21 protein-coding genes are annotated in these 24,660 nt (G+C 60.6%); 5 read left to right on the top strand and 16 right to left on the bottom strand.

What is annotated here, in order from left to right:
* Nucleotides 1–9 precede the first annotated feature (9 nt).
* On the bottom strand, nucleotides 10–1,149 hold the full coding sequence (pdhA, locus tag FP2506_RS05525; RefSeq protein WP_007066423.1) for a pyruvate dehydrogenase (acetyl-transferring) E1 component subunit alpha: 1,140 nt from the start codon (nucleotides 1,147–1,149) through the stop codon (nucleotides 10–12).
* Between the two features lie 251 nt (nucleotides 1,150–1,400).
* Complete coding sequence (locus tag FP2506_RS05520; protein ID WP_040488933.1) at nucleotides 1,401–1,709, bottom strand: FtsB family cell division protein; 309 nt, start codon at nucleotides 1,707–1,709, stop codon at nucleotides 1,401–1,403.
* A gap of 182 nt (nucleotides 1,710–1,891) precedes the next feature.
* Here FP2506_RS05520 and FP2506_RS05515 point away from each other — a divergent pair, with 182 nt between their 5' ends.
* On the top strand, nucleotides 1,892–2,848 hold the full coding sequence (locus FP2506_RS05515; protein ID WP_007066420.1) for a formate/nitrite transporter family protein: 957 nt from the start codon (nucleotides 1,892–1,894) through the stop codon (nucleotides 2,846–2,848).
* Between the two features lie 103 nt (nucleotides 2,849–2,951).
* Here FP2506_RS05515 and FP2506_RS05510 read toward each other — a convergent pair whose 3' ends face one another.
* The 4 genes from FP2506_RS05510 to FP2506_RS05495 form a co-directional block, all read right to left on the bottom strand.
* On the bottom strand, nucleotides 2,952–6,176 hold the full coding sequence (locus FP2506_RS05510; RefSeq protein ID WP_007066419.1) for an efflux RND transporter permease subunit: 3,225 nt from the start codon (nucleotides 6,174–6,176) through the stop codon (nucleotides 2,952–2,954).
* A complete protein-coding gene (locus FP2506_RS05505; protein ID WP_050764994.1) occupies nucleotides 6,173–7,654 on the bottom strand; it encodes an efflux RND transporter periplasmic adaptor subunit in 1,482 nt (493 codons plus the stop codon). Before FP2506_RS05505 ends, FP2506_RS05510 begins: the two co-directional genes overlap by 4 nt.
* A gap of 213 nt (nucleotides 7,655–7,867) precedes the next feature.
* Complete coding sequence (locus tag FP2506_RS18935; RefSeq protein WP_007066417.1) at nucleotides 7,868–8,017, bottom strand: globin family protein; 150 nt, start codon at nucleotides 8,015–8,017, stop codon at nucleotides 7,868–7,870.
* 89 nt (nucleotides 8,018–8,106) lie between these two features.
* Nucleotides 8,107–8,619 carry a MarR family winged helix-turn-helix transcriptional regulator gene (locus FP2506_RS05495; protein ID WP_007066416.1) on the bottom strand — a complete coding sequence of 171 codons (513 nt, stop codon included), beginning with the start codon at nucleotides 8,617–8,619 and terminating at the stop codon, nucleotides 8,107–8,109.
* A 207-nt stretch (nucleotides 8,620–8,826) separates the two neighbouring features.
* On the opposite strand from FP2506_RS05495, the gene fumC reads away from it, so the two are divergent.
* Nucleotides 8,827–10,215 carry a class II fumarate hydratase gene (fumC, locus tag FP2506_RS05490; RefSeq protein ID WP_007066415.1) on the top strand — a complete coding sequence of 463 codons (1,389 nt, stop codon included), beginning with the start codon at nucleotides 8,827–8,829 and terminating at the stop codon, nucleotides 10,213–10,215.
* A gap of 87 nt (nucleotides 10,216–10,302) precedes the next feature.
* Here the strand turns inward: fumC and mscL are convergent, their stop codons facing one another.
* Nucleotides 10,303–10,740, bottom strand: coding sequence for a large conductance mechanosensitive channel protein MscL (mscL, locus tag FP2506_RS05485; protein ID WP_040488932.1), 438 nt, complete (start codon nucleotides 10,738–10,740; stop codon nucleotides 10,303–10,305).
* Between the two features lie 88 nt (nucleotides 10,741–10,828).
* Nucleotides 10,829–11,749 carry a tRNA glutamyl-Q(34) synthetase GluQRS gene (gene gluQRS, locus FP2506_RS05480; protein ID WP_007066413.1) on the bottom strand — a complete coding sequence of 307 codons (921 nt, stop codon included), beginning with the start codon at nucleotides 11,747–11,749 and terminating at the stop codon, nucleotides 10,829–10,831.
* Between the two features lie 71 nt (nucleotides 11,750–11,820).
* Between gluQRS and FP2506_RS05475 the strand changes: the two genes are divergently transcribed.
* The 3 genes from FP2506_RS05475 to FP2506_RS05465 all read left to right on the top strand — a co-directional run bounded on the left by FP2506_RS05475 (nucleotide 11,821) and on the right by FP2506_RS05465 (nucleotide 14,653).
* Nucleotides 11,821–12,480 (top strand): DNA-3-methyladenine glycosylase family protein, encoded by a 660-nt coding sequence (locus FP2506_RS05475; RefSeq protein ID WP_007066412.1) that lies wholly within the window; start codon nucleotides 11,821–11,823, stop codon nucleotides 12,478–12,480.
* A gap of 229 nt (nucleotides 12,481–12,709) precedes the next feature.
* The gene (locus FP2506_RS05470; RefSeq protein WP_040489438.1) at nucleotides 12,710–13,270 is read left to right on the top strand and encodes an HNH endonuclease; all 561 of its coding nucleotides are present in this window, start codon (nucleotides 12,710–12,712) and stop codon (nucleotides 13,268–13,270) included.
* A gap of 132 nt (nucleotides 13,271–13,402) precedes the next feature.
* Nucleotides 13,403–14,653, top strand: a complete 1,251-nt coding sequence (locus FP2506_RS05465) for an NAD(P)/FAD-dependent oxidoreductase (RefSeq protein WP_007066410.1) — start codon at nucleotides 13,403–13,405, stop codon at nucleotides 14,651–14,653.
* Nucleotides 14,654–14,656: 3 nt separating this feature from the next.
* On the opposite strand, the gene FP2506_RS05460 is transcribed toward FP2506_RS05465, so the two are convergent.
* The 8 genes from FP2506_RS05460 to FP2506_RS05425 all read right to left on the bottom strand — a co-directional run bounded on the left by FP2506_RS05460 (nucleotide 14,657) and on the right by FP2506_RS05425 (nucleotide 24,424).
* The gene (locus tag FP2506_RS05460; protein WP_007066409.1) at nucleotides 14,657–15,574 is read right to left on the bottom strand and encodes a cation diffusion facilitator family transporter; all 918 of its coding nucleotides are present in this window, start codon (nucleotides 15,572–15,574) and stop codon (nucleotides 14,657–14,659) included.
* A 2-nt stretch (nucleotides 15,575–15,576) separates the two neighbouring features.
* Nucleotides 15,577–17,769, bottom strand: a complete 2,193-nt coding sequence (locus FP2506_RS05455) for an anthranilate synthase (RefSeq protein ID WP_007066408.1) — start codon at nucleotides 17,767–17,769, stop codon at nucleotides 15,577–15,579.
* A gap of 265 nt (nucleotides 17,770–18,034) precedes the next feature.
* Nucleotides 18,035–18,358 carry a hypothetical protein gene (locus FP2506_RS17910; protein WP_007066407.1) on the bottom strand — a complete coding sequence of 108 codons (324 nt, stop codon included), beginning with the start codon at nucleotides 18,356–18,358 and terminating at the stop codon, nucleotides 18,035–18,037.
* A 131-nt stretch (nucleotides 18,359–18,489) separates the two neighbouring features.
* Complete coding sequence (locus FP2506_RS05445; RefSeq protein ID WP_274533395.1) at nucleotides 18,490–19,875, bottom strand: aminotransferase family protein; 1,386 nt, start codon at nucleotides 19,873–19,875, stop codon at nucleotides 18,490–18,492.
* 203 nt (nucleotides 19,876–20,078) lie between these two features.
* On the bottom strand, nucleotides 20,079–21,083 hold the full coding sequence (locus FP2506_RS05440; RefSeq protein WP_007066404.1) for an ABC transporter ATP-binding protein: 1,005 nt from the start codon (nucleotides 21,081–21,083) through the stop codon (nucleotides 20,079–20,081).
* Nucleotides 21,084–21,095: 12 nt separating this feature from the next.
* On the bottom strand, nucleotides 21,096–21,926 hold the full coding sequence (locus FP2506_RS05435; protein WP_007066403.1) for a carbohydrate ABC transporter permease: 831 nt from the start codon (nucleotides 21,924–21,926) through the stop codon (nucleotides 21,096–21,098).
* Nucleotides 21,927–21,942: 16 nt separating this feature from the next.
* Entirely contained in the window at nucleotides 21,943–22,815 is an 873-nt protein-coding gene (locus FP2506_RS05430) for a carbohydrate ABC transporter permease (RefSeq protein WP_007066402.1), read from the bottom strand.
* 277 nt (nucleotides 22,816–23,092) lie between these two features.
* Nucleotides 23,093–24,424 carry an ABC transporter substrate-binding protein gene (locus FP2506_RS05425; RefSeq protein ID WP_007066401.1) on the bottom strand — a complete coding sequence of 444 codons (1,332 nt, stop codon included), beginning with the start codon at nucleotides 24,422–24,424 and terminating at the stop codon, nucleotides 23,093–23,095.
* Nucleotides 24,425–24,660: the final 236 nt, after the last annotated feature.

The following is a 24,660-nucleotide window of genomic DNA, read 5'->3' as shown; positions in this document are numbered from 1 at the left end:
CGTCCTCCCTTATTCGGCAGCCTGGGGTATTTCCTCGGCATAGACATCGGTCCAGAGCTCGCTCGGATCAGGCTCGGGATCGTTCTGCGCGAAGTCCGCCGCATCAGCGACAATTTCCCGTACCTCCTTATCGATCTTCTTGACCTCGTCTTCCGACATGTTGTGGTTCTCAGTCAGCCGCTTCTTCACCTGCTCGATCGGATCTGATTCCGATCGCATCTTCTGCACTTCGTCGCGCGAGCGGTATTTCGCGGGATCGGACATGGAGTGGCCGCGGTAACGATAGGTCATCATCTCGAGAATGATCGGCCCCTCGCCCGATCGGCAATGCTCGACCGCCATGTCGCCTGCTGCCTTCACCGCCCGCACGTCCATGCCGTCGACCTGTATGCCGGGAATTTTGAAAGAAAGGCCGCGGTGGGAGAAATCGGTCTCAGCCGAAGCGCGTGACACCGACGTGCCCATCGCGTAGCGATTATTCTCGATGACGTAGATGGCCGGCAGCTTCCAGAGCGAGGCCATGTTGAAGCTCTCGTAGACCTGCCCCTGGTTCGCGGCACCGTCGCCGAAATAGGTGATCGAGACGGCGTCCGTGCCGTTATATTTGTTGGCGAAGGCGAGACCCGAGCCGATCGGAACCTGCGCCCCGACGATCCCGTGGCCGCCGTAGAACTTCTTCTCTTTCGAGAACATGTGCATCGAGCCGCCCTTGCCCTTCGAGTAGCCCGAACGACGACCCGTGAGTTCGGCCATGACGCCCCGCGCTTCCATGCCGGTCGCCAGCATGTGCCCGTGGTCGCGATAGCCCGTAACGACCTGATCGCCCTCCTTCATCGACATCTGCATGCCGACGACGACGGCTTCCTGCCCGATATAGAGGTGACAGAAGCCGCCGATGAAGCCCATGCCATAAAGCTGGCCGGCCTTCTCCTCGAAGCGGCGAATCAAGAGCATGTCGCGGTACGCGCGAAGCTCTTCTTCTTTTGAAAAATCGGCTGGCTCCGGTGTGGAGAAGTCCTCAAGCGTGCGGACGATCTCTTTGCCCGACTCTGTATCGACTGTTTTCTTTTCGGTCGATTTTGCCCTTGTCGATTTCGACGCTGCCGTCTTGGACGAGCGGGACGAGGACGTTTTTGGTCGAGCCGCCATGGTGCCTCCATACGCTGAACCGATATCTCGGTGTATGGCTGACTATAGACCGTACGAAAGCCGCTTCAAGCGACCCGTTCTGCTTTAACCTTTAACTGGTTTACGCTGCAGCGCAGCAATATTTGAACTTTCATATGGTTAAAAACTACCAAGGTTCACGCTTGGAAAGAGGTTGGACAGGCGAACTCGAACCTGCGGGGCGTCGAGTGCACCAGGAGCATCACTCCCGGCCCTGAAGCCCGCGAACCGCGCTATTTGAGAATGACGATTTCGTCCTCGGCAACGACATTCAGGGCCCAGCGCGCGCGCTCGTCGAGCATGTCGCGTTCCAGTGTCCCCGAACTTAGTAGCTCCACGCGCTGCGCCAGCGCCGTCCGTTCCCGTTCGAGGCTCGCGAGTTCCGCTTTCTTGACGTTCAGGCGCCGTTCCAGTTCCGCCTTTGAGCTCAGTCCATAATCGCCGGTCTGTACGTGGATCGCGAAATACGCGAGCACAGCGGCCGAAAGGGTCGGGATGATCAACCGGATCAACCGGCTTCGCTTGGTCTGGATCGTACGCATCGACAATCTCCTCGAACCGATCGAATTGCACGATTTGCGTTAACAGCCGGTTCAAGCCGTTGCGTTTCCGCCTGATCTCGCAATGATCACGTTTTCGGCAGTAGCGTGATGCGAGTCAATCTGACGCTACTTCACCCGCATAGGTCGGCATGGTTGAAACGCCTCTAGTTCAGGGACTTGGTATGAGTGAGACGAGACGAGATAGCCGCGACGCGGATGACGAAGAGCTTCTGAGGCGGGATCCCGACGAGTCCCTGCTCAATGCCCCCGACGAAGGAAGGACGCTCGCCGACTATTTCTCTTTTGAAGAGGTATTCGCGCGGGTTCTCTCATCCGCCGATCACGAACTCGACGTCAGCAACCGTTACCTGTTCTGGAGCGCGCTTGGTGCAGGTGGCGCGATCGGCCTTACATTTCTCGCTCGCGTCATCCTCACCGAAGCGGCCGGCGAAGAGACGCCCGGCTTTCTCGGCAATCTTATGTATCCCGTCGGCTTTCTGATCATCGTGATCGGCCGCTATCAGCTGTTCACGGAAAACACGCTTACGCCTGTCGTGTTGGTGCTCACGAAGCTGACGAGCATTGCCAGCCTCTTGCGCCTCTGGACGATCGTGCTCATTGGCAACCTCGTCGGTGCGATGGCGGTCGCGGCGCTCATCGCCTACGTCGATGTCTTGACCGTGCAACGGGTCGCAAAGGCGATCGAGATCGGGAGGCACGCCTACGAGACCGAATGGCTGACGATTGCCGCCCGCGCGCTCATCGCCGGCTGGATCGTTGCAGCGATGGTCTGGCTCGTTCACGCTGCGCGCGACACCGTCTCGCGGATGATGGTTGTCTTCATCCTGATGTACTTCCTCGGGATCTGCGGCTTCTTCCACGTTATCACGTCGTCTGTCGAAGTCTTCTTCCTGGCCTTCCGGACCGATGTGTCGTTCTTCGCGCTCTTCCCGAACTTTGTCGCGCCCGTGCTGATCGGGAACACTGTTGGTGGCGTGATCTTCGTCGCAGTCCTCAACTACGCGCAGTTTGCTGAGCACAGGGAATCGAAACTCTTCGAACCCTATGGCGAGCCGCTGAGCTACAGGGACTGGATCTTCGGCAGCAACAGTAGCTCGAAGAAAGTGCGTAGCGCTTAATCGTGATCCGGCGGACCGGAGGCTGACTGAAACTGGATAAGAGAAGCCGCCGCTCTCGGGATCGAGCGCGGCGGCTTTATCTTGCGTACACTGTGCGTAGAAATCATTCGGCCGGTTGCGGTGCGGCGCCCTGGCCATCCTCGGTATTCCTCACCCTACGGTTCCATGGCATCGAGAGGGCTTGGCTCGAGCCTGCGGATCCCGCTTCATACCTACTCTCGCGGCCCCAGAGCTTGCCGGGCTTTCCTTGTGAAACCCGCTGCACCAGTGCGTACAGCGCCGGCACTATGAAGATGCCGATGAAGGTCGCCGCCAGCATGCCGCCAATCGCGGTGATACCAATGGCATTGCGGCCGGCCGCACCAGCCCCTGTTGCAAGCGCCAGCGGCACGATGCCGAGGATGAAGGCGAGCGCCGTCATCAACACGGCGCGCAGGCGGAGACGCGCGCCCTTGATCGCCGCTTCGGTAATCGACAGGCCTACATTTTGCTGGAATCGCGCGAATTCGACGATCAGGATCGCGTTCTTGGAGGCGAGCCCGATCAGCATGACGATCCCGATCTGGGAGTAGATGTTCGATGTGTAGCCGAACAGAAAGAGCGAGGTCGCCGCGCCCGCCGCCGCGATGAACAGCGACAACATCACCGCCAGCGGCAGAAGCCAGCTTTCGTACTGCCCGACGAGGAAGAGATAGGCGAAGATGAAGGCGAGCGTGAAAGCGAGATAGGTGACGTTCCCGGCCTGCTGCTCCTGATAGGAGGTCCCCGCGAACTGATAGCCGTAGCCGTCAGGCAGCGTCTCGGTGGCGACCTGTTCCAAGGCCTGAAGTGCGGCACCGGACGAGAATCCCGGTGCCGGATTACCGGAGACTTCGGCCGCAAGATAAAGGTTGAATCGCGGCACTGCATAGGGACCGAACTCATTGCGCACAGAAACGACGGTCCGGATCGGCACCATCTCGCCCTCGCGGTTCTTTGCGTAGATGTCTAGGATGTCGTCTTCGTCCGCCCGCGCTTCCGGCTCGGCCTGGAGCCGCACCTGGAATACCCGGCCATTGTAGTTGAATTGGTTGACGAAGACCTCGCCGAGCGTTCCACCGACCGCCTCATAGATCGAAGCGACGGTCAGGCCGAGGGTTTCGGCGCGATCGCGATCGATCTCCAAGTAGAGACTCGGCACATTCGCCGAGAACGTCGTGCGCGCGCCGGCGATCTCCGGTCTCTGATTTGCCGCACCAACGAAGGCACGGGCGACCTGCGCCATTTCGGCCGGTTCCTGGCCCTGCTGCGCCAGAAGCTCGAACGTGAACCCGCCGACCGATCCAACACCCGGGATCGGCGGCGGCGGGAACGCGGCGATCGTCGCTCCCGGAATTTGCGAGAACTTGCCGGACAGCTCCCCGAGGATCGTGAAGAGGTCGCGACGTTCACCCCAGAGCTTTAGACCGATGATACCGACGCCGCCTGCCGGCCTTTGCGCCGATTGCAGGAGGCTGTAGCCGGCCGCCGTCGTGAAGGTCTCGACTCCTTCGGTGTTGCGGATGATCTCCGAGACCTGATCGAGCACTTCGTCGGTCCGCTGGAGAGAAGAAGCATCCGGAAGAGAGACGTCGAAGAGAATGGCGCCCTGGTCTTCTGTCGGGATGAGAGCGCTGGGAAGGCTGAGGAAGGAGAAGGCGGCAAGGCCGACTGCGCTGGCGAGGATCATAAGAGCGACGAGGACGCGTTTGACGAGAAAACCGACGACACCGGCGTAGAACGTCGTCACACCTTCCAGCCCTCGCGAAAAGAGGCGCAAGGGCGCCCAGCTCCGGCGCGGCGGACGCAGAAAAATCGCCGCCAGCGCCGGCGTCAGCGTCAGGGCGACGAGCGAGGAGAGCAGAAGAGAGATCGAGAGCGTCACGCCGAACTGTTTGTAAAGCTGACCGGACAATCCCGGCAGGAAGGTCGTCGGAAGAAAGACGGCGAGGAGAACGAGCGTGGTCGAGATGATGGGTCCCGTGACCTCGCGCATTGCCTTGTGCGCGGCCTCCTTCGCCTCGAGCCCTTCCTGCACCATCACGCGCTGGCAGTTCTCGACGACCAGAATGGCGTCGTCGACGACGAGACCGATTGCAAGGATCAGTGCGAGCAGCGTGATGACGTTGACGGTGAAGCCCGCGGCCAGGAGAAAGGCAAACGTACCGACGAGAGAGACCGGGATAGCCAGCGCCGGCACCAGTGTCGCACGCCAGTCCTGCAGGAAAACGTAGACCACAACGACGACGATCGCCGCGACGAGGAACAGCGAGAAGATGATCTCCTCGATCGTCGCGCTGACATATTCGGTGGAATTGTAGACGATGTCGTATTCGAGGCCCTCGGGAAACGAGGCGGATAGCCGATCGAGCTCCTGCTCTACCGCTGCGACCGTGGCCAGAGCATTCGCGCCGGGCGCCTGGTTCACCTGGACGAGCTGCGACGGAAGGCCCTCGGCCGAATAGGAATTCACCGAATAGTTCTGTGCCCCGAGTTCGACCCGCGCGACGTCTCGCACTCGAACCAACGCCCCGTTCGGTTGAGCGCGAATGACGATATCGTCGAAATCTTCGGCATCGGAGAGCCGACCCTGCGATGTCACGGTGTAGACGGTCGCCTGTCCCTCTGGCGCGGGCGATCCGCCGATGATGCCGACTGAAGCGACGGTATTCGCAGCCTCAATCGCGGCCGTGATGTCGGACGGAGCTATATTGAACGCTGCCATCTTGTCCGGATCTGTCCAGATCCGCATGGCGTAGTCGGCGGGCCCCAGGGGCGCAGCGTTACCGACGCCTTCCACGCGAGAAAGCGCGGGTGTGATGTTGGTCGAGACATAGGCGCCGACGTCGATCGGGCCCAGCGTTTCGGGATTGGCCGAGTAGAAGCTCATCGCCAGGAGGAAATTTGGCGATTGCGCCTGCACCGTCACACCCTGACGTGCGACATCTGTAGGCAGCTGCGAGGTCGCGAGCTGAACGCGGTTCGAGACATTGACCTGTGCGATGTCGGGGTCGGTCCCGATCTCGAAGGTGATCGAGAGATTATACTGTCCAGCATTCGTAGAGGTCGAGGACATGTAGATCATGTTCTCGACGCCGTTGATCGCCTCCTCCAGGGGCGCTGCGATCGCGTCTGCCACCGTCTGGGCCGACGCGCCGGGATAGCTCGCCGACACGCTGACCGTCGGCGGCGCGACGTTCGGAAACTGCGTCACCGGCATCACGAAGGTGGAAAGAGCGCCTGCGATCACCAGGACGACGGAGACGACCGTCGCTAGGCGAGGACGGCGGATGAAGGTGTCGGAAATCATTCGCCGCTATCCGCCTGCGCACCTGAACCGTTCGACGCGGAGGCGCTTTCGGTCTGGCCCCCACCATCTCCGTTTTTCGACGCTGATTCCTGAGCGCCACCGGCGGCCGATCCACCCGAGCCGGACGATCCCGCCTCGAAATTCGGTGTGACCTGCGCTCCGTCCTGAAGGTTCTGCACGCCCTGCACCACGACGAGGTCACCTGCCTCGACGCCGCTCGTAATCGCGGCCGCGCCGCGCATCTGCTTGCCAATCTGCACTGGCTGCTGGCGCACCATGTCGTTCTCATCATCGAGAAGATAGACGAAACGCCCTTCGCGGCTGAGCTGTAATGCGGTCATGGGAATCACTGGGAGCTGCGGCGGTTCTCGTTCCGTCGCGATCAAAGTGACGTTCTCGTTGGGCAGAAGCCGTCCGTCCGGATTGGGAAACTGGACGCGCACCTCGATCGTGCCGGTCGATTCATCGACCATGTTGCCGACGAAGGCGAAGGTTCCATCGCCCTGCAGCTGCTCGTCGCTCGGCAGGCGCAGGGTAAGGCGATAGTTTTCCGCCGATGCAGCCGCATCGCCGTCACCGCCCCCGACACGGCGCAGCGTCGAGATACGCTCCTCGCCGATCGGGAAGGTCCCCCAGATGGGATCGAGTTGCACGATATTGGCGAGTGTCCCGCTGGCCGCTGACACGAAATTGCCCTTGGTGATCATCGGCTCGGAGATCACGCCGTCGATCGGCGCCTCGATCGAGGTGTAGTCGAGATTAAGTTGAGCCTGACGAACATCTGCCTGTGCCTGCAGGCGCGAAGCCTGCGCCGATTCGAAGGTGGCGCGGGCATTGTCGAGTTCGGCCTGGGGGATCGTGCCTGAGTCGATGAGTTCCTCTGCCCGCTGGAGCGCCCGCTGTGCCTCCGCGAGCTGCGCGTCAGCGCCGGCAAGCTGCGCTTCCGCCGAATCGAGGGAGGCCTGATACTGGTCGTCCTCGATCTTGAACAACCGGTCGCCGATCGAAACCTGGTCCCCGCCTTCGAAGAAGACCTCTTCGATAAAGCCGTTGACGCGGGCCTGGAGAGTCACGTTTTCGATCGCTTCGATCCGGCCGATGAATTCGAACTCGTCGCCCACGGACTGGATCTCGGCGCGGGTCACCACGACAGCCGGAGGCTGCTGCTGACCTCCGCCGGGGCCGCCCTGTCCGGCTGCACGGCCACTGCCCGATGTCGAGCCTTCGGACTGTTCGGAAGAGGAAGAACCGATAAAGGCCAGCCAGTCGGGAAGCTCTACCTCTCCGATCAACGGCAGATCGAGCGTAGAGGACTGTTCTTCGGTGCTTGAGCCCCCTCCACCTCCATCGCTCGACTGGGCGGCCGCTGTTTTTAGACTTCCGAATGCCAAAGCCACGGAGATAAGGACCATCGGCGCGAGCCAAACGAGTCCACGCCTGTTCGCCTTGGCTACGACCGCCCTACCAGTATTCTGCATTAACGTGTCCCTTCGCCAGGAGGGTTAAGACCTTCCGGTGGCAGGAATGGTAGGGCGCACGACCGACCCGTGCACCATGCAGATCGCCCCTGACGGCGTGTTGACGCACCGTTAAACCCGCCCTCTTGGCGGCGGGGCCATGATTGGCAGCAAAAACCCGCGCCGTCGGCCAACGGCGCGGGTTCAAAACCGGTCGAATTGTCGCGGCGAGGATCAGGCTGCTCGGTTTTCCGGCGCCACGAGCATCGAGCGATAGCTTTTGATTATCGCCATGGAATCCTCGCGCTCCCGCTTTGGCACGCCGACCTGATTAATCGTCTCCTTGATCGCGGGATAGACGCTGTCGAATTCGCCTTGATGCACTTTCGGGCATGGCTATCGCGCATGTCGCGTCCGGGGTAGATTCTTGGACCGCCAATCTCCTCAATCGACCAGGGCACGGCGCGGCAGTTTTAATCCTTTTTTTCGCGCCCCCTCAGAAGATCGCCCTGCTCCATTCCGGCGACGATCCGCTTGAGGTCGTGCAACAGCGGACCGTGGCGATCGGAATCCAACGCAATATTGCAGGAGATGGCCTGCTGAATGATCGAGGCCTCCTTCTCCAGTTCGGCGCCACGATCGGTCAGATGAATCATCGACGTGCGCCGATCCGTTTCGGACGGCACTCGCGAGACAAGTTCGATCTTCTCGAGCCGGTCCACCAGCGGCGTAATCGCGTTGGGCGCGAGATCGAGGCGCCGGGCGACGTCGACGATTCGCATGGCGCCTTCGTCCCAAAGCGCCATCATGACAAGATATTGCGGGTAGGTCAGATTTATTTTGTGTAAAAGCGGCCTGTAGGCCCGAATGATCGCATTCGTCGCGTTGTAGAGCGCAAAGCAAAGAGCATCATCGAGATGCAGACGCGTTACGACGCTCTCGTTCAGCCTCTCCCAATCAATATCGGTAGCGTTTTTATCCGTCATGGCAATCGATATAGATCATGCATGATTGAAATCGAAGCGGGGTCACGAAAATCTCATGACGCTACGGTGCTTTCCACTTCTGTTTCACTCTTTTCGAACGTGATCGCACGTCTTCCTCACGCGTGGCCCTTTTCCGTGCGCCAAGGCGGCGTTATGCCGTGGCTCACTAATGGCGGCGGGATGCCGAAAGATCAGGAAAGATGAGCGATGAGCACCAGGACCGAAACCGACTCGATCGGCGCGATTGAAGTTGAAGCCGATCGTTATTGGGGGGCCCAGACCGAACGCTCGCGCAATAACTTCAAGATCGGCGGCGATCGCCAACCAATGCCGCTCATCGTGGCGCTCGCAACCGTCAAAAAGGCGGCGGCTCGAGTCAATTACGCCAAAGGCAAGCTCGAGAAGGAGCTCGCCGACCTCATCGAAAAGGCAGCCGACGAGATCATCGCCGGCAAGCTCGACGATCACTTCCCGCTCGTCGTCTGGCAGACTGGCTCGGGCACGCAAACCAACATGAACGTCAATGAAGTGATCTCGAACCGGGCGATCGAGATGGCCGGCGGAACGATGGGCTCGAAGAAGCCGGTCCATCCCAATGACCATGTCAATATGAGCCAGTCCTCGAACGACGTCTTCCCGACGGGGATGCATGTCGCGACCGTCGTCGAGACCCACAAGCGCCTCATGCCGGCCCTCGACCGCCTGCATGCTTCGCTCGAAAAGAAAGCCGAAGAATATAAGGGCATCATCAAGATCGGCCGCACCCATACGCAGGACGCAACGCCGGTGACGCTCGGCCAGGAATTCTCGGGCTATGCGATGGCGCTGGAACTTGCCAAGAAGCGTGTCAGCGTCTCGCTAGAGGGGGTTCTGGCGCTTGCCCAGGGCGGCACGGCGGTCGGCACCGGGCTGAACGCGCCGATCGGCTTCGACACGGCGATCGCCGCGGAGGTCGCGAGCCTCACCGGTCATCCGTTCCGCACCGCCGAAAACAAGTTCGAGGCACTCGCTTCCCATGGCGCCCTCGCCTTCTTCCATGGTTCGCTCAACACGTTGGCCGCCGACCTGATGAAGATCGCGAACGACATCCGCTTCCTCGGCTCGGGCCCGCGCTCCGGCCTCGGCGAACTGAGCCTGCCGGCGAACGAGCCCGGTTCGTCGATCATGCCGGGAAAGGTCAATCCGACCCAAGCGGAAGCGCTTACGATGGTCGCCACCGAGGTATTCGGGCACGAGACGACGGTAACCGTCGCCGCGAGCCAAGGTCATTTCGAGCTCAACGTCTTCAAGCCGGTGATCGCCAACGCCGTCCTTTCTTCCATCAGACTGCTCGCCGACGGGATGGAAAGCTTTGCGGAGCACTGCGTCGACGGAATCGAAGCAAACGAGGCACGTATCAAGAGCCTCATGGAGCAGTCGCTGATGCTGGTCACCGCGCTCGCGCCCTCTATCGGCTACGATAACGCTGCAAACATTGCCAAGACCGCGCACAAGAATGGCACAACGCTTCGCGACGAAGCGATAGCCTCCGGCTTAGTATCAGCCGAAGATTACGACCGCATCGTCGACCCCTCGACGATGATCGCACCGCGCTGAGGGTATGAACGAGAACGGCGGACGGGGACGCGACCCCGTCCGCCGTCTTTGGTCACATCGCCTGCGGGTACGAAGACCCGCGGCTCCTCAAACCCTCGGAGTGCCGCTCGACTGCTTAGCGAGGAGGTCTCGGATCTCCTCGAGCAAAGCTTCGTTGCGCGGCACTTTGGCGACCTCGGCGGGCTTCTCCTCTTCTCTGCGTTTCAGGCGGTTCATTGCCTTGACGACCATGAACAGAATGAAAGCCACGATGAGGAAATTGATGAGAAGAGTGACGAAGTTGCCGTAGGCGAGCACCGGGCCCTGCTCCCGCGCAGCAGCAAGACTTGACGCATTCACGCTTTCCGCCAGACCAAAAAATTTGTTGGTGAAGTCCACACCCCCCGTCAGCGTTGCGACTATCGGCATGAAGAGATCTTCCACCACCGAATTCACAAGGCCGGAAAACGCCGCACCGATAATGATACCGATCGCGAGATCCACCATATTACCCTTCAGGGCAAATTCCTTAAATTCCTTGAGCAACTTAAAACCCGCTCCTTGTTTGAATCGCATTCCCGACGAAGCCTTTGAAGCTCCTTGATGGATCGCGCCCGTTCGACCCTCTATCTGCTTAGAAAGCACCCTCTAGCCCGATCATCCTGACGATGTCGTTACGCGTGCAACCGGCGGCGCGGAGCGATCGGATCGAAGTATCGCCGGCGCTCTTGGAGAGCTTGCGCCCGTCCTCACCGAAGATCAGGTCATGATGGTGGTAACGTGGAGCCGGAAATCCGAGCACCGTCTGAAGCAGCCGGTGGACGCTGGTGGAGTGGAAAAGGTCCCGCCCCCGCACGACGTCGGTTACGCCCTGAAGCGCATCATCGACAGTGACCGAAAGATGATAGCTTGTCGGGATATCCTTGCGAGCAAGCACAACGTCGCCCCAGACTTTCGGATCGGCGGGGATCAACCCGGTCTCACCGTTCGGGCCTCCACCCCATTCCTGCCAATCGAGTGCGGGCGTTAGTGCCATCGCGGCGGTCAAGTCGAGCCGCCAGACATACTTTTCGCCCTCTGCCATCCTTCTCTGACGTTCGCTTTCGGGAATGGAACGATCAAGGCCCGGATAGAGTGGCGCACCGTCCGGATCGCGCGGCCATGTTCTGCCATCGTCCTCCTCGTAGCGCTCGGCAAAGCGACGGATTTCTCCGCGTGTCATGAAGCCTGGGTAGACGAGCGCGGCATCGTGCAAGGTTTCGAGTGCAGCGGCATAGTCTGCGAAATGGTCTGACTGACGCCGACGGGTTTCGTCCCAATCGACACCTAGAAAATGAAGGTCTTCGACAATTTGTTCTTCGAAGGCTGCTGTGCATCGAGCGGTATCGATGTCCTCTAGGCGCAAGAGGAATCGACCATTGTTCTCACGCGCCATTCGATGATTGATCAGCGCCGAATAGGCATGTCCGATATGAAGCTCGCCATTCGGGCTCGGCGCAAAGCGAAAGACGGGAGTCGAATGATCCACCTCCCATGCTCCCGCACCGATATCCATCCCGCCGCTTGTTCCTCGCACCGCTATATGTCCTTCCGTCTTAAAGAAGGATCGCAAGCGAAGGAATTGAAATGATCGACCGCCCGATTGGCCGTATCACCAGTGCCGAAGACATCCTTACCGAACTCGATGCATTGGCAGCGCTCGATCCGCGCCTTCTACCGGTGATCGAAACAGCAGGGAGTATACCCATACGCAGGCAGGCCGAAGGGCTGCGCGGCCTTTGTGCCATCGTTGTCGCCCAACAGGTGTCGAAGGCGAGTGCGGACGCGATCTTTCGCCGACTCGAAGCCGAGGCCGATCTCGACGACCATGATGCCATCTTGGCGCTCGACGAAGGGGCCCTCCGCAGGGCCGGGCTCTCTCGACCCAAGCAGGCGACAATTAGGGAACTCGCCCGCGCTCGGGCCGAGGGAACACTCGACTTTGCCCGCCTCGCCTCCGCCAGCGGCAGAGATGCGATCGCGGATCTCGTCAAACTCAGGGGCATCGGGGTCTGGACGGCAGAATGCTATCTTCTGTTCGCGGTTGGCCACCGCGATGTCTTCCCGGTCGGGGACCTCGCGCTTCAGGAGGCGGTCAGGATGGTATTCGGCCTCGAAGATCGGCCGAAGCCGGAAGAACTCTCGGCGATCGCGGAGAGCTGGGCTCCCCACCGCTCCACCGCGGCGCGGCTCTTTTGGGCCTATTATGCGACGCGCAACCGCCGCGACGGAACTCCGGTCGGTTGATCCGCACGCGTGGCTCACTGCGTGCTTTCCACAGGCTGCGCATAGCCTCCGCACAGTTTATCCACAGCTTCTCAACCACGTCGTTCGTTGTGAAGACCATAGAGAAGCGTTTGCGACTCAAGGCCAAAGCGCCGCACAGACCGGTGATGAGGCTTCACAAAGCTGTCGTGTTGGCGCACGATAAATCGCAGTGGCCCTACTGGGCCTCAGTGAGAAGAGGAGTTTGTCGGTGACGATCGGCGTCCCAAACGATTTATCTCCGGCGCTCGTCCTTAACGCAGACTACCGACCACTGAGCTATTATCCACTTTCGCTCTGGTCGTGGCAGGACGCGATCAAGGCGGTGTTTCTGGATCGGGTGACCATCGTAGCAGAGTACGACCGTGCGGTTCACAGCCCGACAGCATCCATGCGGCTGCCATCGGTTGTCTGCTTAAAAAGCTATGTGAAGCCGGCTCGCAATCCCGCCTTCACGAGGTTTAACGTCTTCCTGCGCGACCGCTTCCAGTGCCAGTATTGCGGTGACCACAATGATCTCACCTTCGATCACGTGGTCCCGCGCTCGAAGGGGGGGCTCACGACCTGGGAGAACGTCGTCGCGGCCTGCTCGCCGTGCAACCTGAGGAAGGGCGGGCACATGCCGAAAGCGGCAGGAATGTTCCCGCAGCAGAAGCCATATCAGCCGACGGTCCATGACCTGCATAATAATGGCCGGCTCTTCCCGCCGAACTACCTCCACGAGAGCTGGCTCGACTATCTATACTGGGATACCGAGCTCGATCCGGAATGATACGGGTAAAGCTCTGTCGAAATGCGGTCGTCTGAGACCATCGTCGTCCTCGCGCTTCCGAAGGCAGGTTGCATCAGATCCTGCGATCGGCGATTACAACCGGAAGGTTAGAGGCGCAGGAGCTTACACTTTATGAGAATCGTAGTCGTGGGTGCCGGTCATGCGGCTGTGCAACTCGTCACGAGCCTTCGGCAGGATGGCTTCGAGGGCACTCTGACGATGGTCGGCGACGAGCCCCACCTGCCCTATCAGCGTCCGCCTCTCTCAAAAACCTTCATGAAAGATGGTGATGCAAGCCGGCTGTTGCTGAAGCCTGAAAGCTTCTTCGCCAGCAATCAGATCGAGGTGATCAAAGGTACACGTGTGACGGAGATCGATCGTGCCAACAAGCACATCGTGACCGATCGAGACGATACTATCGGCTATGATCGCCTTGTTCTCGCGATTGGCGCCGAGAACGTTCGCCCACCGCTGACGGGCGCCGACCATCCTGCGCTTCTGGAATTGCGGACGCTGGCCCATGCTGAGACGATCCGCGAGCGCCTGGCCGTAGCTAAGCAGGCGATCGTCATCGGCGGTGGCTTCATCGGGCTCGAGTTTGCGGCAATGGCCGCTCTTCAACGTGTGACCTCAACCGTCACGGAGGCCAGTTCGCGCCTGATGGCTCGTGCGGTCTCACCGGCCATCTCCGCACATTTCCTCGATTTTCATCGCTCGATCGGAAACACAGTTCTCCTTGACGCTCCGGTCGCGGAGATTGCGGGCTCGAACGAAGGAAGGATCGAGTCTGTCCGCCTCGCGGACGGTCAGTCGCTGGCAGGCGAACTTGTTCTCCTCGCAGCAGGTGTGAAACCGTCGACCACACTCGCCGAAAAGGCCGGCCTCCAGTGCCGAAACGGCATCGTGGTGGACGGCCAGCTTACGACCGACGATCCCGCGATCTTCGCGATCGGGGACTGCGCGGCGGTTCTCACCATCGACGGAATTCACCAGCGGCTGGAATCGGTTCAGGCGGCGACCGATCAGGCCAAGCACTTATCCCGCTACCTCGCGAAGGGCGAAGGCGGCACCTCCTACCATGCCGTGCCATGGTTCTGGAGCGATCAGGGTGACCAGAAGCTTCAAATCGCCGGGCTGCCAAGTGCCGCCAACTATTTTGAGGCCCGCCCAGGTGATGGATCGTGCCTCACCGTTCTTGGCTACCGTGACGATCATCTCGTCAGTGTCGAAACGGTCAACGCAGCGGGCGACCATATGGCCGCTCGCCGTCTCCTTGCCCTCCCCGGCAGCCTGACCCGCGCCCGCATCGAGGCGGATGGCCACGATCTCAGGGCGATCGCTAAATCGATGGCGCCGCCTACATTGCGCCGCGCCAGAGCCTAGCCCTTAGATGACTGGAACGCCTGTGATCTGTGCTTCTTCTTCCGGTTCCACGTGAATCTGGATGCGGGCCGTCGGAAAGGCCTCGAACAGCGCGTTCTCGATTCGGTCGCAGATGACATGGGAATCGCCAACCGTCATCCTGCTTGGCACGACCAGGTGGAACTCGATGAAGATCATTCGGCCTGACAGGCGTGTGCGTAGTTCGTGTACCTCGATAGCGCCATCTGCGTTCGAAGAGACGATTTCACGCACCCGACCCTCCTCTTCCGGTTCCATCGCCCGATCCATAAGGCCCGAAAGCGAGTTCGAAATAACCGCATACCCTTCGCGAAGAATGTTCAGCGCAACAAAGGCGGCAAGCAGCGGATCGAGCACCGGGACATTCGTCCACGTCGCAAGGACAAGGCCGGCGATGACGCCAACCGAAGTCACGACATCCGCCATGAGATGTCTGCCGTCAGCTGCAAAGGCCGGAGACCGCCGGCGCCGGGCGAGCCGCAACAGGTAGGTGGCCCAGCCAAAATTGACGACCGTCGCGACGCCGTTGATGATGAGCCCCAATACTGGCATTTCCAGGGAACGGGGTGCTCGGAAGGCGTCCCAAGCCTCGGCGAGAATGAGAATCGCAGCGAGCGCGATCAACACGCCCTCAACTACGGCGGAAAAATACTCCGCCTTGCTGTGGCCAAACGGGTGGTCGTCGTCTGCTGGCTTATAGGACAGCGTGATCGCCCAGAGCGCGATGAGCCCCGCCACGACGTTGACTATCGACTCCATCGCATCGGAGAAAAGCGCCACCGATCCGGTGACGTGATAGGCGGCGTATTTGATCACCAGCACGACGAACGCGATGGCGACTGATGCCATCGCGATCCGCTTTGCCAGCGAAGCGCCTTCCTCGATCCTGTCGGTCTCGGACATGCCTAGGCGGCCCGCTCCTTCGCACGGCGCGGAAGATGGGCAACGACGTTCTCGATCATCCGCAGTCCCGCCTCGCCGCCGAGGCTCATAATGCTCTCGGGATGGAACTGTACCGCGGCGACTGGCTCGGAGCGATGCTCGAAGGCCATCACGATGCCGTCCTCGCTCTCAGCCGTAACCTCGAAGTCACGCGGCAACCGGACCGGATCGGCAAAGATCGAGTGATAGCGTCCGATCGTGACCTCATCTGGCAGTCCGGAGAAGACGATCCCCGGCTTCGAGATACGGATGCGCGATGGCTTGCCGTGATAGGGAATGTGAAGGGTTCTGAGCTCGCCTCCATAGGCTTCCGCCAGCGCCTGAAGTCCGAGGCAGACACCAAAGACCGCCGAGCCATGTTCTCGGGCCCGCCTGATCGTCGCGGCACAATCGAAGTCCGAGGGCGTTCCTGGACCGGGCGAGAGAACGACGAGATCGGGATTGATGCGGTCGAAGATCTCCTGCGGCACCGGTGTGCGAACCGTCGAAACTTCTGCCCCCGTCTGCCGGAAGTAATTCGCGAGCGTATGAACGAAAGAGTCTTCGTGATCGACGAGGAGGATCGTCAATCCCTCTCCTACCTTCGCCGCCGCGAGCTTCGCCGCGCCCTCATTGGCCATACCGGCCTCGCGGATCGCGCCGAGCAATGCCGAGGCCTTCAGCTCCGTCTCAGCCTCTTCGGCGTCCGGATCTGAATCGAAGAGCAGCGTCGCGCCGGCGCGCACTTCGGCAATTCCGTCCTTGAGACGGATCGTACGCAACGTTAGCCCGGTGTTCAGGTCCCCATTGAAATGCACCATGCCGACAGCGCCGCCATACCAGGCGCGTGGGCTCTTCTCGTGCTTTTCGATGAACCGCATCGCCCAGAGCTTCGGCGCGCCGGTCACCGTCACCGCCCAGGCGTGTGAGAGGAAGGCGTCGAAGGCATCCATCCCGTCGCGGAGAACGCCGGTGATGTGATCGACCGTGTGGATCAGCCGCGAATACATTTCGATCTGACGTCGGCCAATGACTTTCACCGAGCCGGGATCGCAGACCCGGCTCTTGTCGTTTCGGTCGACGTCGGAACACATGGTGAGTTCCGACTCATCCTTCTTGGAGTTGAGGAGCTTCAGCACCTGCTCGGCGTCGCCGATCGCATCCTGACCGCGCGGAACGGTGCCCGAAATCGGGCAGGTCTCTACGCGTTTGCCGGCGACCCGTACGAACATTTCTGGCGAGGCGCCAACGAGAAACTCGTTCGAGCCGAGGTTGACGAAAAAAGAATAGGGCGAGGGATTTACCGCTTTCAATCGACGCGAAATCTCCGACGGCTTATGTTCGGCCCGCTCATAGAAGACCTGACCGGGAACCACCTCGAAGAGGTCGCCCCGCCGGAACCGCTCCTTGGCGGAGCGAACGAGATCGGCATATTCACCGGGCTCGTGATCGCCGCGGCCCGGGATTCGCTTCGCCGGCTCGAAACCGTCGTCGCTCCCGCCGCCCTTCACAGAAGCCGTCGACAGCGAGCCCTTGGCGAAGTCGTATGTCGAGAGAACCGCAGAAGCCGAGTAGTGATCGACCTCCAGCACCTCGTCCGGCATGTAGAGAACGAGATCGCGCTGGTCGGCAGGCCGTTCGAGGCTCTGCTCGATCGGATCGAACTGGAAGGCGAGGTCGTAGCCGAAGGCGCCGTAGAGCCCGCAGCGCGCGTCCTCACTGGTTTTGAAGAGAGCAACGATCGCGCGGAGGACGGAGAACACCGTCGGTATCCGCGAACGCTCCTCCTCAGTGACCGCGCCCGACGGTTCCTTGATCATTAGCTCAACCGATCGGCCATCGTCAGACATCCCGAACTTGGCGATATCGGCGTGACCCTCCAGGGCTCCGGCAATCATCGACAGAAGGATTTCGCCTTTGCCGTTCAGGGCCTCGATCACCATGCGGCGTCCCGCCGAAGTGAGCACCAGGGGAGGATCGACGAAAGCGATGTCCTGTTTGGTGTAGCGACCGGGATACTCGTAATTCGAGAAGAGAACAGCGCCGCGTCGCGTATCGAGCTTGTCGAAATAGGGTTCGATCGCATCGGCATAAGGAACCGCACACGAGCGCCGCGTGATCTCGACGCCGCCCTCGGTCGAGAAGGTTTGCTCGTCATCCGTCGTCGTGGTCGCCATAGCCTCTTGTCCTTCGTATCGCGTTCTTGGCCGGCAGCGGCGCCATAAGAAAAAGGCCGCTTGCGTTTCCGCAGCAGCCTTCGACAATGATCCCGCACGAGGTCGATCGGCCGCCTTAGAGCGGACGCCACCAGACCTTCATGATGGGCGCGATCGTGTACATGGCGTATCGATAGCCGAGCTCATTCGGATCGGCAAGACAGCATCCGAAGTCGCAGTTTCGCTGTAACCCAAGTTGCCACGTGGAGCATCCGCTCCCGATACCTCAGATTCCCGAGCCGGACTCTTCGAGGAAATCGCTCTCTCGAGCCGGTTGCACTGCATCGGCGCTCGTCACCCCATGGTCAGACGTAGGCGTCGGAAGCGGCATCCATGCGACCAGGTCGTCGTCCTCATAGGTGACTTGCGCTTCCGGACCGCTGTCGGTCGCAATCCAGCACTTGTCGTGGCCAGCGCGCGGCAAACCCCAGCGGACGGTATCCACCTCGGGTGCGCCCTGCTCGCCGCCGCGAACCGTCACGAGTATTCGCGCGCCGCTACGGTCCGCCTTGGTCATCGGGCTCCAGCCGCCCGTGTCGTGAGTTGCCATGGCGATCCTCCCTAACACTGCCTAGCTTGAGCGATCCGGAACGGCTTGAAAAGCCGGGCTGAAGAAATTTTCCGACTCGAACCTCGTAAGCGTTGCGATCGGTGCGGCAAGCATCCGTCGCCGTCTCTGACCTATCCGAAAATCCGCATCAGCGCCGCATCAACGGTCTCCGTGATCTCGTCGATATCGTTTTCGGTAGCGATGAGAGCGGGTGCGAAGAGAAGCGTGTTGTTCAGCCCGGCGGAAAGCGACCTGTTCTGCGCGCCGATAATGACGCCGTTCGACATGCAGTCTGCGACGACCGCCTTCACCAGCGCCTCCGGCGCCGGTTCGCGGCTCTCCCGATCGGAGACGAGCTCGGCACCCGCGAAAAGCCCCTGCCCCCGGGCTTCGCCGATCACCGCGTGCTTTTCCATCAGCGCTTGAAGATTGCCGATCAGCCGCTCGCCCATGCGCGCGCTGTTGTCGACCAGCTTCTCCTCCTCGAGAATCCTCATGTTTTCAAGCGCAGCAGCCGGGCCGGAGGTGCAGCCGCCGAAGGTGGAGATGTCCCGGAAGAAGCTGAGCGGGTCGTCCGCATCGTCCCTGAAATAATCGAACACCGCCTCGGTCGTCACGGTGCAGGAGATCGCCGCATAGCCCGAGGCGACGCCTTTAGCCAATGTCACGAAATCGGGCTCGACATCGTAGTGCTGGTAGCCGAACCATGTGCCGGTCCGCCCCATTCCGCAAACCACCTCGTCGATGTGGAGCAGGATATCGTATTTTCGGCAGATGTCCTGCACCCGCTCCCAATAGCCTTCCGGCGGCGTGATGATGCCGCCACCGGCAGTGATCGGTTCGAGACAGAGGCAGCCGACGGTGTCCGGTCCTTCGCGCAAGATCACATCCTCGATCGCATTGGCGGCGCGCTCACCGTAGTCGTCGACCGGTCCCCACTGGCTGCGATATTCCAGGCAATGCGGCACCTCGACGAAGCCAGGCATAAATGGCCCGTATTGCGCGTTCCGTTGCGCCTGACCTCCAGCCGAAAGCGCGCCGAAGGTCGTCCCGTGATAGTCGCGCTCGCGATAGAGGATTTTCGATTTCTTCCCGCCGTGATGGCGATGTGAAATCTGGCGGACCATCTTCCAGACTTTCTCGTTCGCCTCCGAGCCGGAATTGGAATAGTAAACCCGGCTCATTCCCGGCATCTTCTCGATCAGACGTTGGGCGAACAGCGCCCCGGGCACAGACCCGCTGGCTCCGGCGAAATAGTTCAGCTTCAGCAGCTGATCGCGGATGACATCCGCCATCGTCTCGCGGCCGTAGCCGATATTCACGGTCCAGACGCCGCCCGAGACAGCATCGAGATGCTCTTTGCCTGTCGCATCCCAGACCCGCATGCCTATGCCCTCGATCATCACGCGCGGATCGATGGTCTCGTAGGGTTTGTGCTGGGTCAGATGATGCCAGACGTGCCTGCGATCTGCCTCGATCACGCCGGACATGTCGTTCAAATTGGCTTGCTGGTTCACGTCGAATCTCCTGGTCCGCCAGCCGCTTTCATGCGGTCAACGGTACTATCATTCGGCGTGACCGTCACAGCAGAATCAATCTGTTGTTCCGGCGCACATCTCTACTCCGGCGCCGTCGTTCGGTCGAAAGGCAGGCTTCACTCGACATCAAAGCCCCAAGGCTCCGGAAACGGAACTTGAGGATTTGCTTTAGCACCAAGGCGTCAGCGGAGCGCGAGACCCTTTCCATCGAAGCGGTGAATCTTGTCCTGCTGGGGCGTCATGTAAACCGTGTCCCCAGCATGCACGGGGAATTCGCCGCCTGCCCGAACCGTCAGCGGTTCGGAATGATCGGAGGTCTGGACGTGCAGGAAGGTGTCGGAGCCGAGATGCTCGGAGACCTTCACTTCACCCTTCCACTGGCCTTCCGACTGGGAGAGATCGATATGCTCGGGGCGCACGCCAATCATGTCGGCGTTGTGACTCTTGGCGTCCGAGCCGCCCATCAGGTTCATCTTCGGCGAACCGATGAAGCCGGCGACGAAAGTGTTTCTCGGCTTGGTGTAGAGTTCCAGCGGTGAGCCCACCTGCTCGATGTTGCCTGCTCTCAGCACAACGATCTTGTCGGCCATGGTCATTGCTTCGACCTGATCGTGGGTCACGTAGATCATCGTCGTCTTGAGGCGCTGATGAAGCTCGGAGATCTCGAGGCGCATACCGACGCGTAGCGCCGCGTCGAGGTTCGAGAGCGGCTCGTCGAAGAGGAAGGCCGCGGGCTCGCGCACGATGGCCCGGCCGATCGCCACGCGCTGCCTTTGGCCGCCGGAAAGCTGGCCGGGCCGACGATCGATATAGTCGGCGAGGTTGAGGATCTTGGCAGCGTTGTCGACGCGCTTGTCGATCTCCTGCTTGTTCCTGCCCGCCATCTTCAGGGGGAAGGCGATGTTCTTCCTCACGCTCATATGCGGGTAGAGGGCGTAGGATTGAAACACCATCGCAAGGCGGCGCTGCGCCGGCGGCAGGTGCGTCGCATCCTTCCCGTCGATCGAGATGGTGCCCGACGTCGTATCCTCCAGCCCGGCGATAAGCCGCAGCAGGGTGGATTTTCCGCATCCTGACGGGCCGACGAAGACGACAAATTCGCCATTCTCGATGTCGAGATCGAGATCGGGAATGACCTTCACGCCGCCAAACGCCTTGGTCACGCTTTGCAGTTGGATTTTGCCCATGATCCTGATCCTTTACTTGACGGCGCCGAAGGTGAGACCGCGTACGAGCTGTTTCTGGCTGAACCAGCCGACCACGAGGATCGGCGCGATCGCCAGCATCGAGGCGGCGGAGAGCTTGGCGTAGAAATTGCCCTGGGGCGACGAGTAGGAAGCGATGAACGCGGTCAGCGGAGCCGCGTCCGTCGTCGTCAGGTTGAGCGTCCAGAAGGCCTCATTCCAGGCGAGAATGACGTTGAGGAGAACCGTCGAGGCGATACCCGGCACAGCCATCGGCGTCAGCACCTGAGTGATCTCCTGCCGCAACGAAGCACCATCCATGCGCGCCGCCTCCAGGATGTCGACTGGGATCTCCTTGAAGTAGGTGTAGAGCATCCAAACCATGATCGGCAGGTTGATCAGAAAGAGAACGACGATCAGACCGAAGCGAGAGTCGAGCAGGCCGAGATTGATGAAGAGGAGATAGATCGGGATGTAGACGCCGACGGCTGGGAGCATCTTGGTCGACAGCATCCACAGAAGGATATCCTTGGTGCGCGGCGTCGGAGAGAAGGCCATCGCCCAGGCGGCCGGGATGGCGAAGAGCAGCCCGAGAAGCGTCGATCCAAGGGCGAGATAGATCGAATTCGCCATGAAGTGGAAATAGTTCGCCTGACTGTTGATCGTCGAATAGTTCTCAGTCGTCCAGTCGAAGAACATGAACTGAGGCGGGATCGAGATTGCCGTCAGTTCGGTCTTGAACGATGTCAGGAACGTCCAGAGGATGGGGAAGAAGATCAGCAGGCCGACAGCCCATGCGAGCACTGTCATGCCGATCTTGCGTTGCTTGGTGACTTGGCGCGCCATGGCGATGCCCCTCCCTTTACGCGTCGAGGTTCTTGCCGATCGCCTTGATCAGGAAGATCGCGACAATGTTGGCGAGGATAACGGCTACGATACCGCCGGCGGACGCGGCGCCGATGTCGCCGAACGAGATCGCCTGCTGGTAGACGAGATAGGTGATATTGGTTGACTGCGATCCAGGTCCGCCATTCGTCGTGACGAGAATTTCGGCGAAGATCGAGAGCAGGAAGATCGTCTGGATCAGGACGACGACGGTGATCGCGCGGCTCATATGCGGGAGCGTGATATACCAGAAGATCGAGAGAGCCCCCGCCCCATCCATTTCGGCGGCTTCCTTCTGATCGGCCGAAAGCGATTGCAACGATGTGAGAAGGATGAGCGTCGCGAAGGGCAGCCATTGCCAGGCGACGATGATGATGATCGACGTCAAAGGCACATCCGTCATCCAGTCGATCGGTGCAAGACCGAGGCCGGACATCGCCTGCCCGATTACCCCATAGACCGGGTTCATCATCATGTTCTTCCAGACGAGCGCCGCGACGGTGGGCATGACGAAGAAGGGTGCGATCACCAGGAGTCGGACGACATTGACGCCGTAAACGTCCTGATCGAGCAGCAGCGCGATGAGAATGCCGCCGCCGACGGTGATGATCAGCACCCCGACTACGAGGACAAGCGTGTTGGTCAGCGCTGCGATGAAGGTTGGATCAGTGAGAAAGTAGGTATAGTTGTCCAGTCCGACGAAGGGCGTCGAAATCGGGTTGTAGAGGCTGTACCCGAGCGTGGAGTAGTACAGCGTCATCGCCAGCGGGACGATCATCCAGATGAGGAGCGCAATTACCGAGGGCGCCATCATCGCCCGCGCTACCTTGGTCGTGTTCTGTGTCGCCATGACATCCCCCGCGCGGCGGCAACGCGAGGTTACCGCTGGGTCCAATGATTTCGCCGGGAGTGCAGGAAAGAGAGTTGGAACGGTTCCCGCCCGTCCCGATCCTGGGGCGCACGGTAATCTTCGGTGGCCCGCGCGCGACTAGCTGCGCAACGGGCCTGTCAAAGGGATCCGAGTACAACCCGAACCCTGTTCCAACTGCTTCGGCTTTGTCCTCCCGGTGGCCGAAGTCCCGGGCGGTAAAAGGCCGCCCGGGTCGTGCTCTTATGATCCTCGCGGTCTATTCGATATAGCCGCCGCGGGTCATTTCGCGGGTCGCAATCGCCTGGGCTTGGCTCAGTGCCTGATCGACCGAGGTCGAACCGGAGAGCGCCGACGCCATCTGCTGGCCGACGGCCGTGCCGATACCCTGGAACTCGGGGATCGCAGCAAATTGCAGGCCGTAATACGGCTTGTCGTCGGTCGGTTCAGGATCGGCCGAATTGATCGCGTCGATCGTTGCCTGCGCGAACGGGGCCGCGTCGAGATATTCCTGGTTCTCATAGAGCGACTGGCGCGTGCCCGGAGGAACGTTGGCCCAGCCTTCCTGCTCGGCAACGAGCTGGGTGTATTCCTTCGAAGTCGCCCAACTGATGAATTTCTGAGCCGCTTCCTGCTTCTGCGAACCGTTCGGAACGGCTAGCGACCACGCCCACAGCCAATTGTAGCCGGAGTTCGGACAATCGGAGGTCCCGCATGGAGCCGCTCCGAAACCAACCTGATCGGGAACTTGGCTCTGCTCGGGGTCGGTCACGAAGGAAGCTGCGACAGAAGCGTCGATCCACATCGCGCATTTGCCCTGACCGAACAGCGAGAGGTTCTCGTTGAAGCCGTTCGATGCCGCACCCGGAGGACCGTATTTGGTCATCAGGTCGACATAGAGGGTGATCGCGTTCTTCCAGCCTTCCGACTCGAACTGCGGCTGCCAGTCGGCGTCGAAATAGTTCGCGCCGAATTCGCGGGCCATATTGCCGAGGAAGCCCATGTTCTCACCCCAGCCGGGCTTGCCGCGCAGGCAGATGCCGTAGACGCCGTTGTCCTTGTCGGCGGTCTTCTCGGCGGCTTCCGCGATAAAATCCCAGGTCGGTTGCTCGGGCATTTCGAGCCCGGCTTCCTCGAACAGGTCCTTGCGGTAGAGCGTCAGCACGCTTTCGGCATAGAACGGAGCGGCGTAGAGATTGTCCTCGACCGAGAGCGCATTGCGGATCGACGGGATCAGGTCGTCCATATCGTAGCTGTCGCCGAGTTGATCGAGCGGGGCCAGCCAGTCCTGCTTCGCCCAGATCGGAACTTCGTAGGTACCGATCGTCATCACGTCGAACTGGCCACCATTGGTCGCGATGTCCGTGGTGACGCGCTGGCGCAGAATGTTCTCCTCGAGCGTCACCCAGTTCACCGTGATCCCGGGGTTCTTCTCCTCGAAGTCGCTCGTCAGGCCCTGCATGCGGACCATGTCCGAGTTGTTCACGGTCCCGACGGTGATCGTGGTCGACTCTTGTGCGGTGGCCGATACCGTTACTGCGACGAGCGCGCCCAGCGCCGCGCCTGCTCTTAGACAAACCTTGATCGACATGTTTCCTCCCATTCGATCGTGAGTTCCGAAGCCCTCCGGTCTTCAGTCACCAGTAGAGCCTAACGAGCCGCACCGGAAAGTCGAGCCTCCCGAGCCCCAGTCCGGCATTCGATAAGAATTTCCCACCGGAAATCCTCATAGACAAGTCCCTTTTTGATAGACCCTGATGATTAAGTCAATAAAATTTATTTATCGTTCGTTGGACCGAGGTTATCGGGACACTTCGGTGCTCGGTG

The organism is Fulvimarina pelagi HTCC2506 (assembly GCF_000153705.1).
Lineage (GTDB): Bacteria > Pseudomonadota > Alphaproteobacteria > Rhizobiales > Rhizobiaceae > Fulvimarina > Fulvimarina pelagi.
This window is presented reverse-complemented; position numbering and strand designations above follow the sequence as displayed.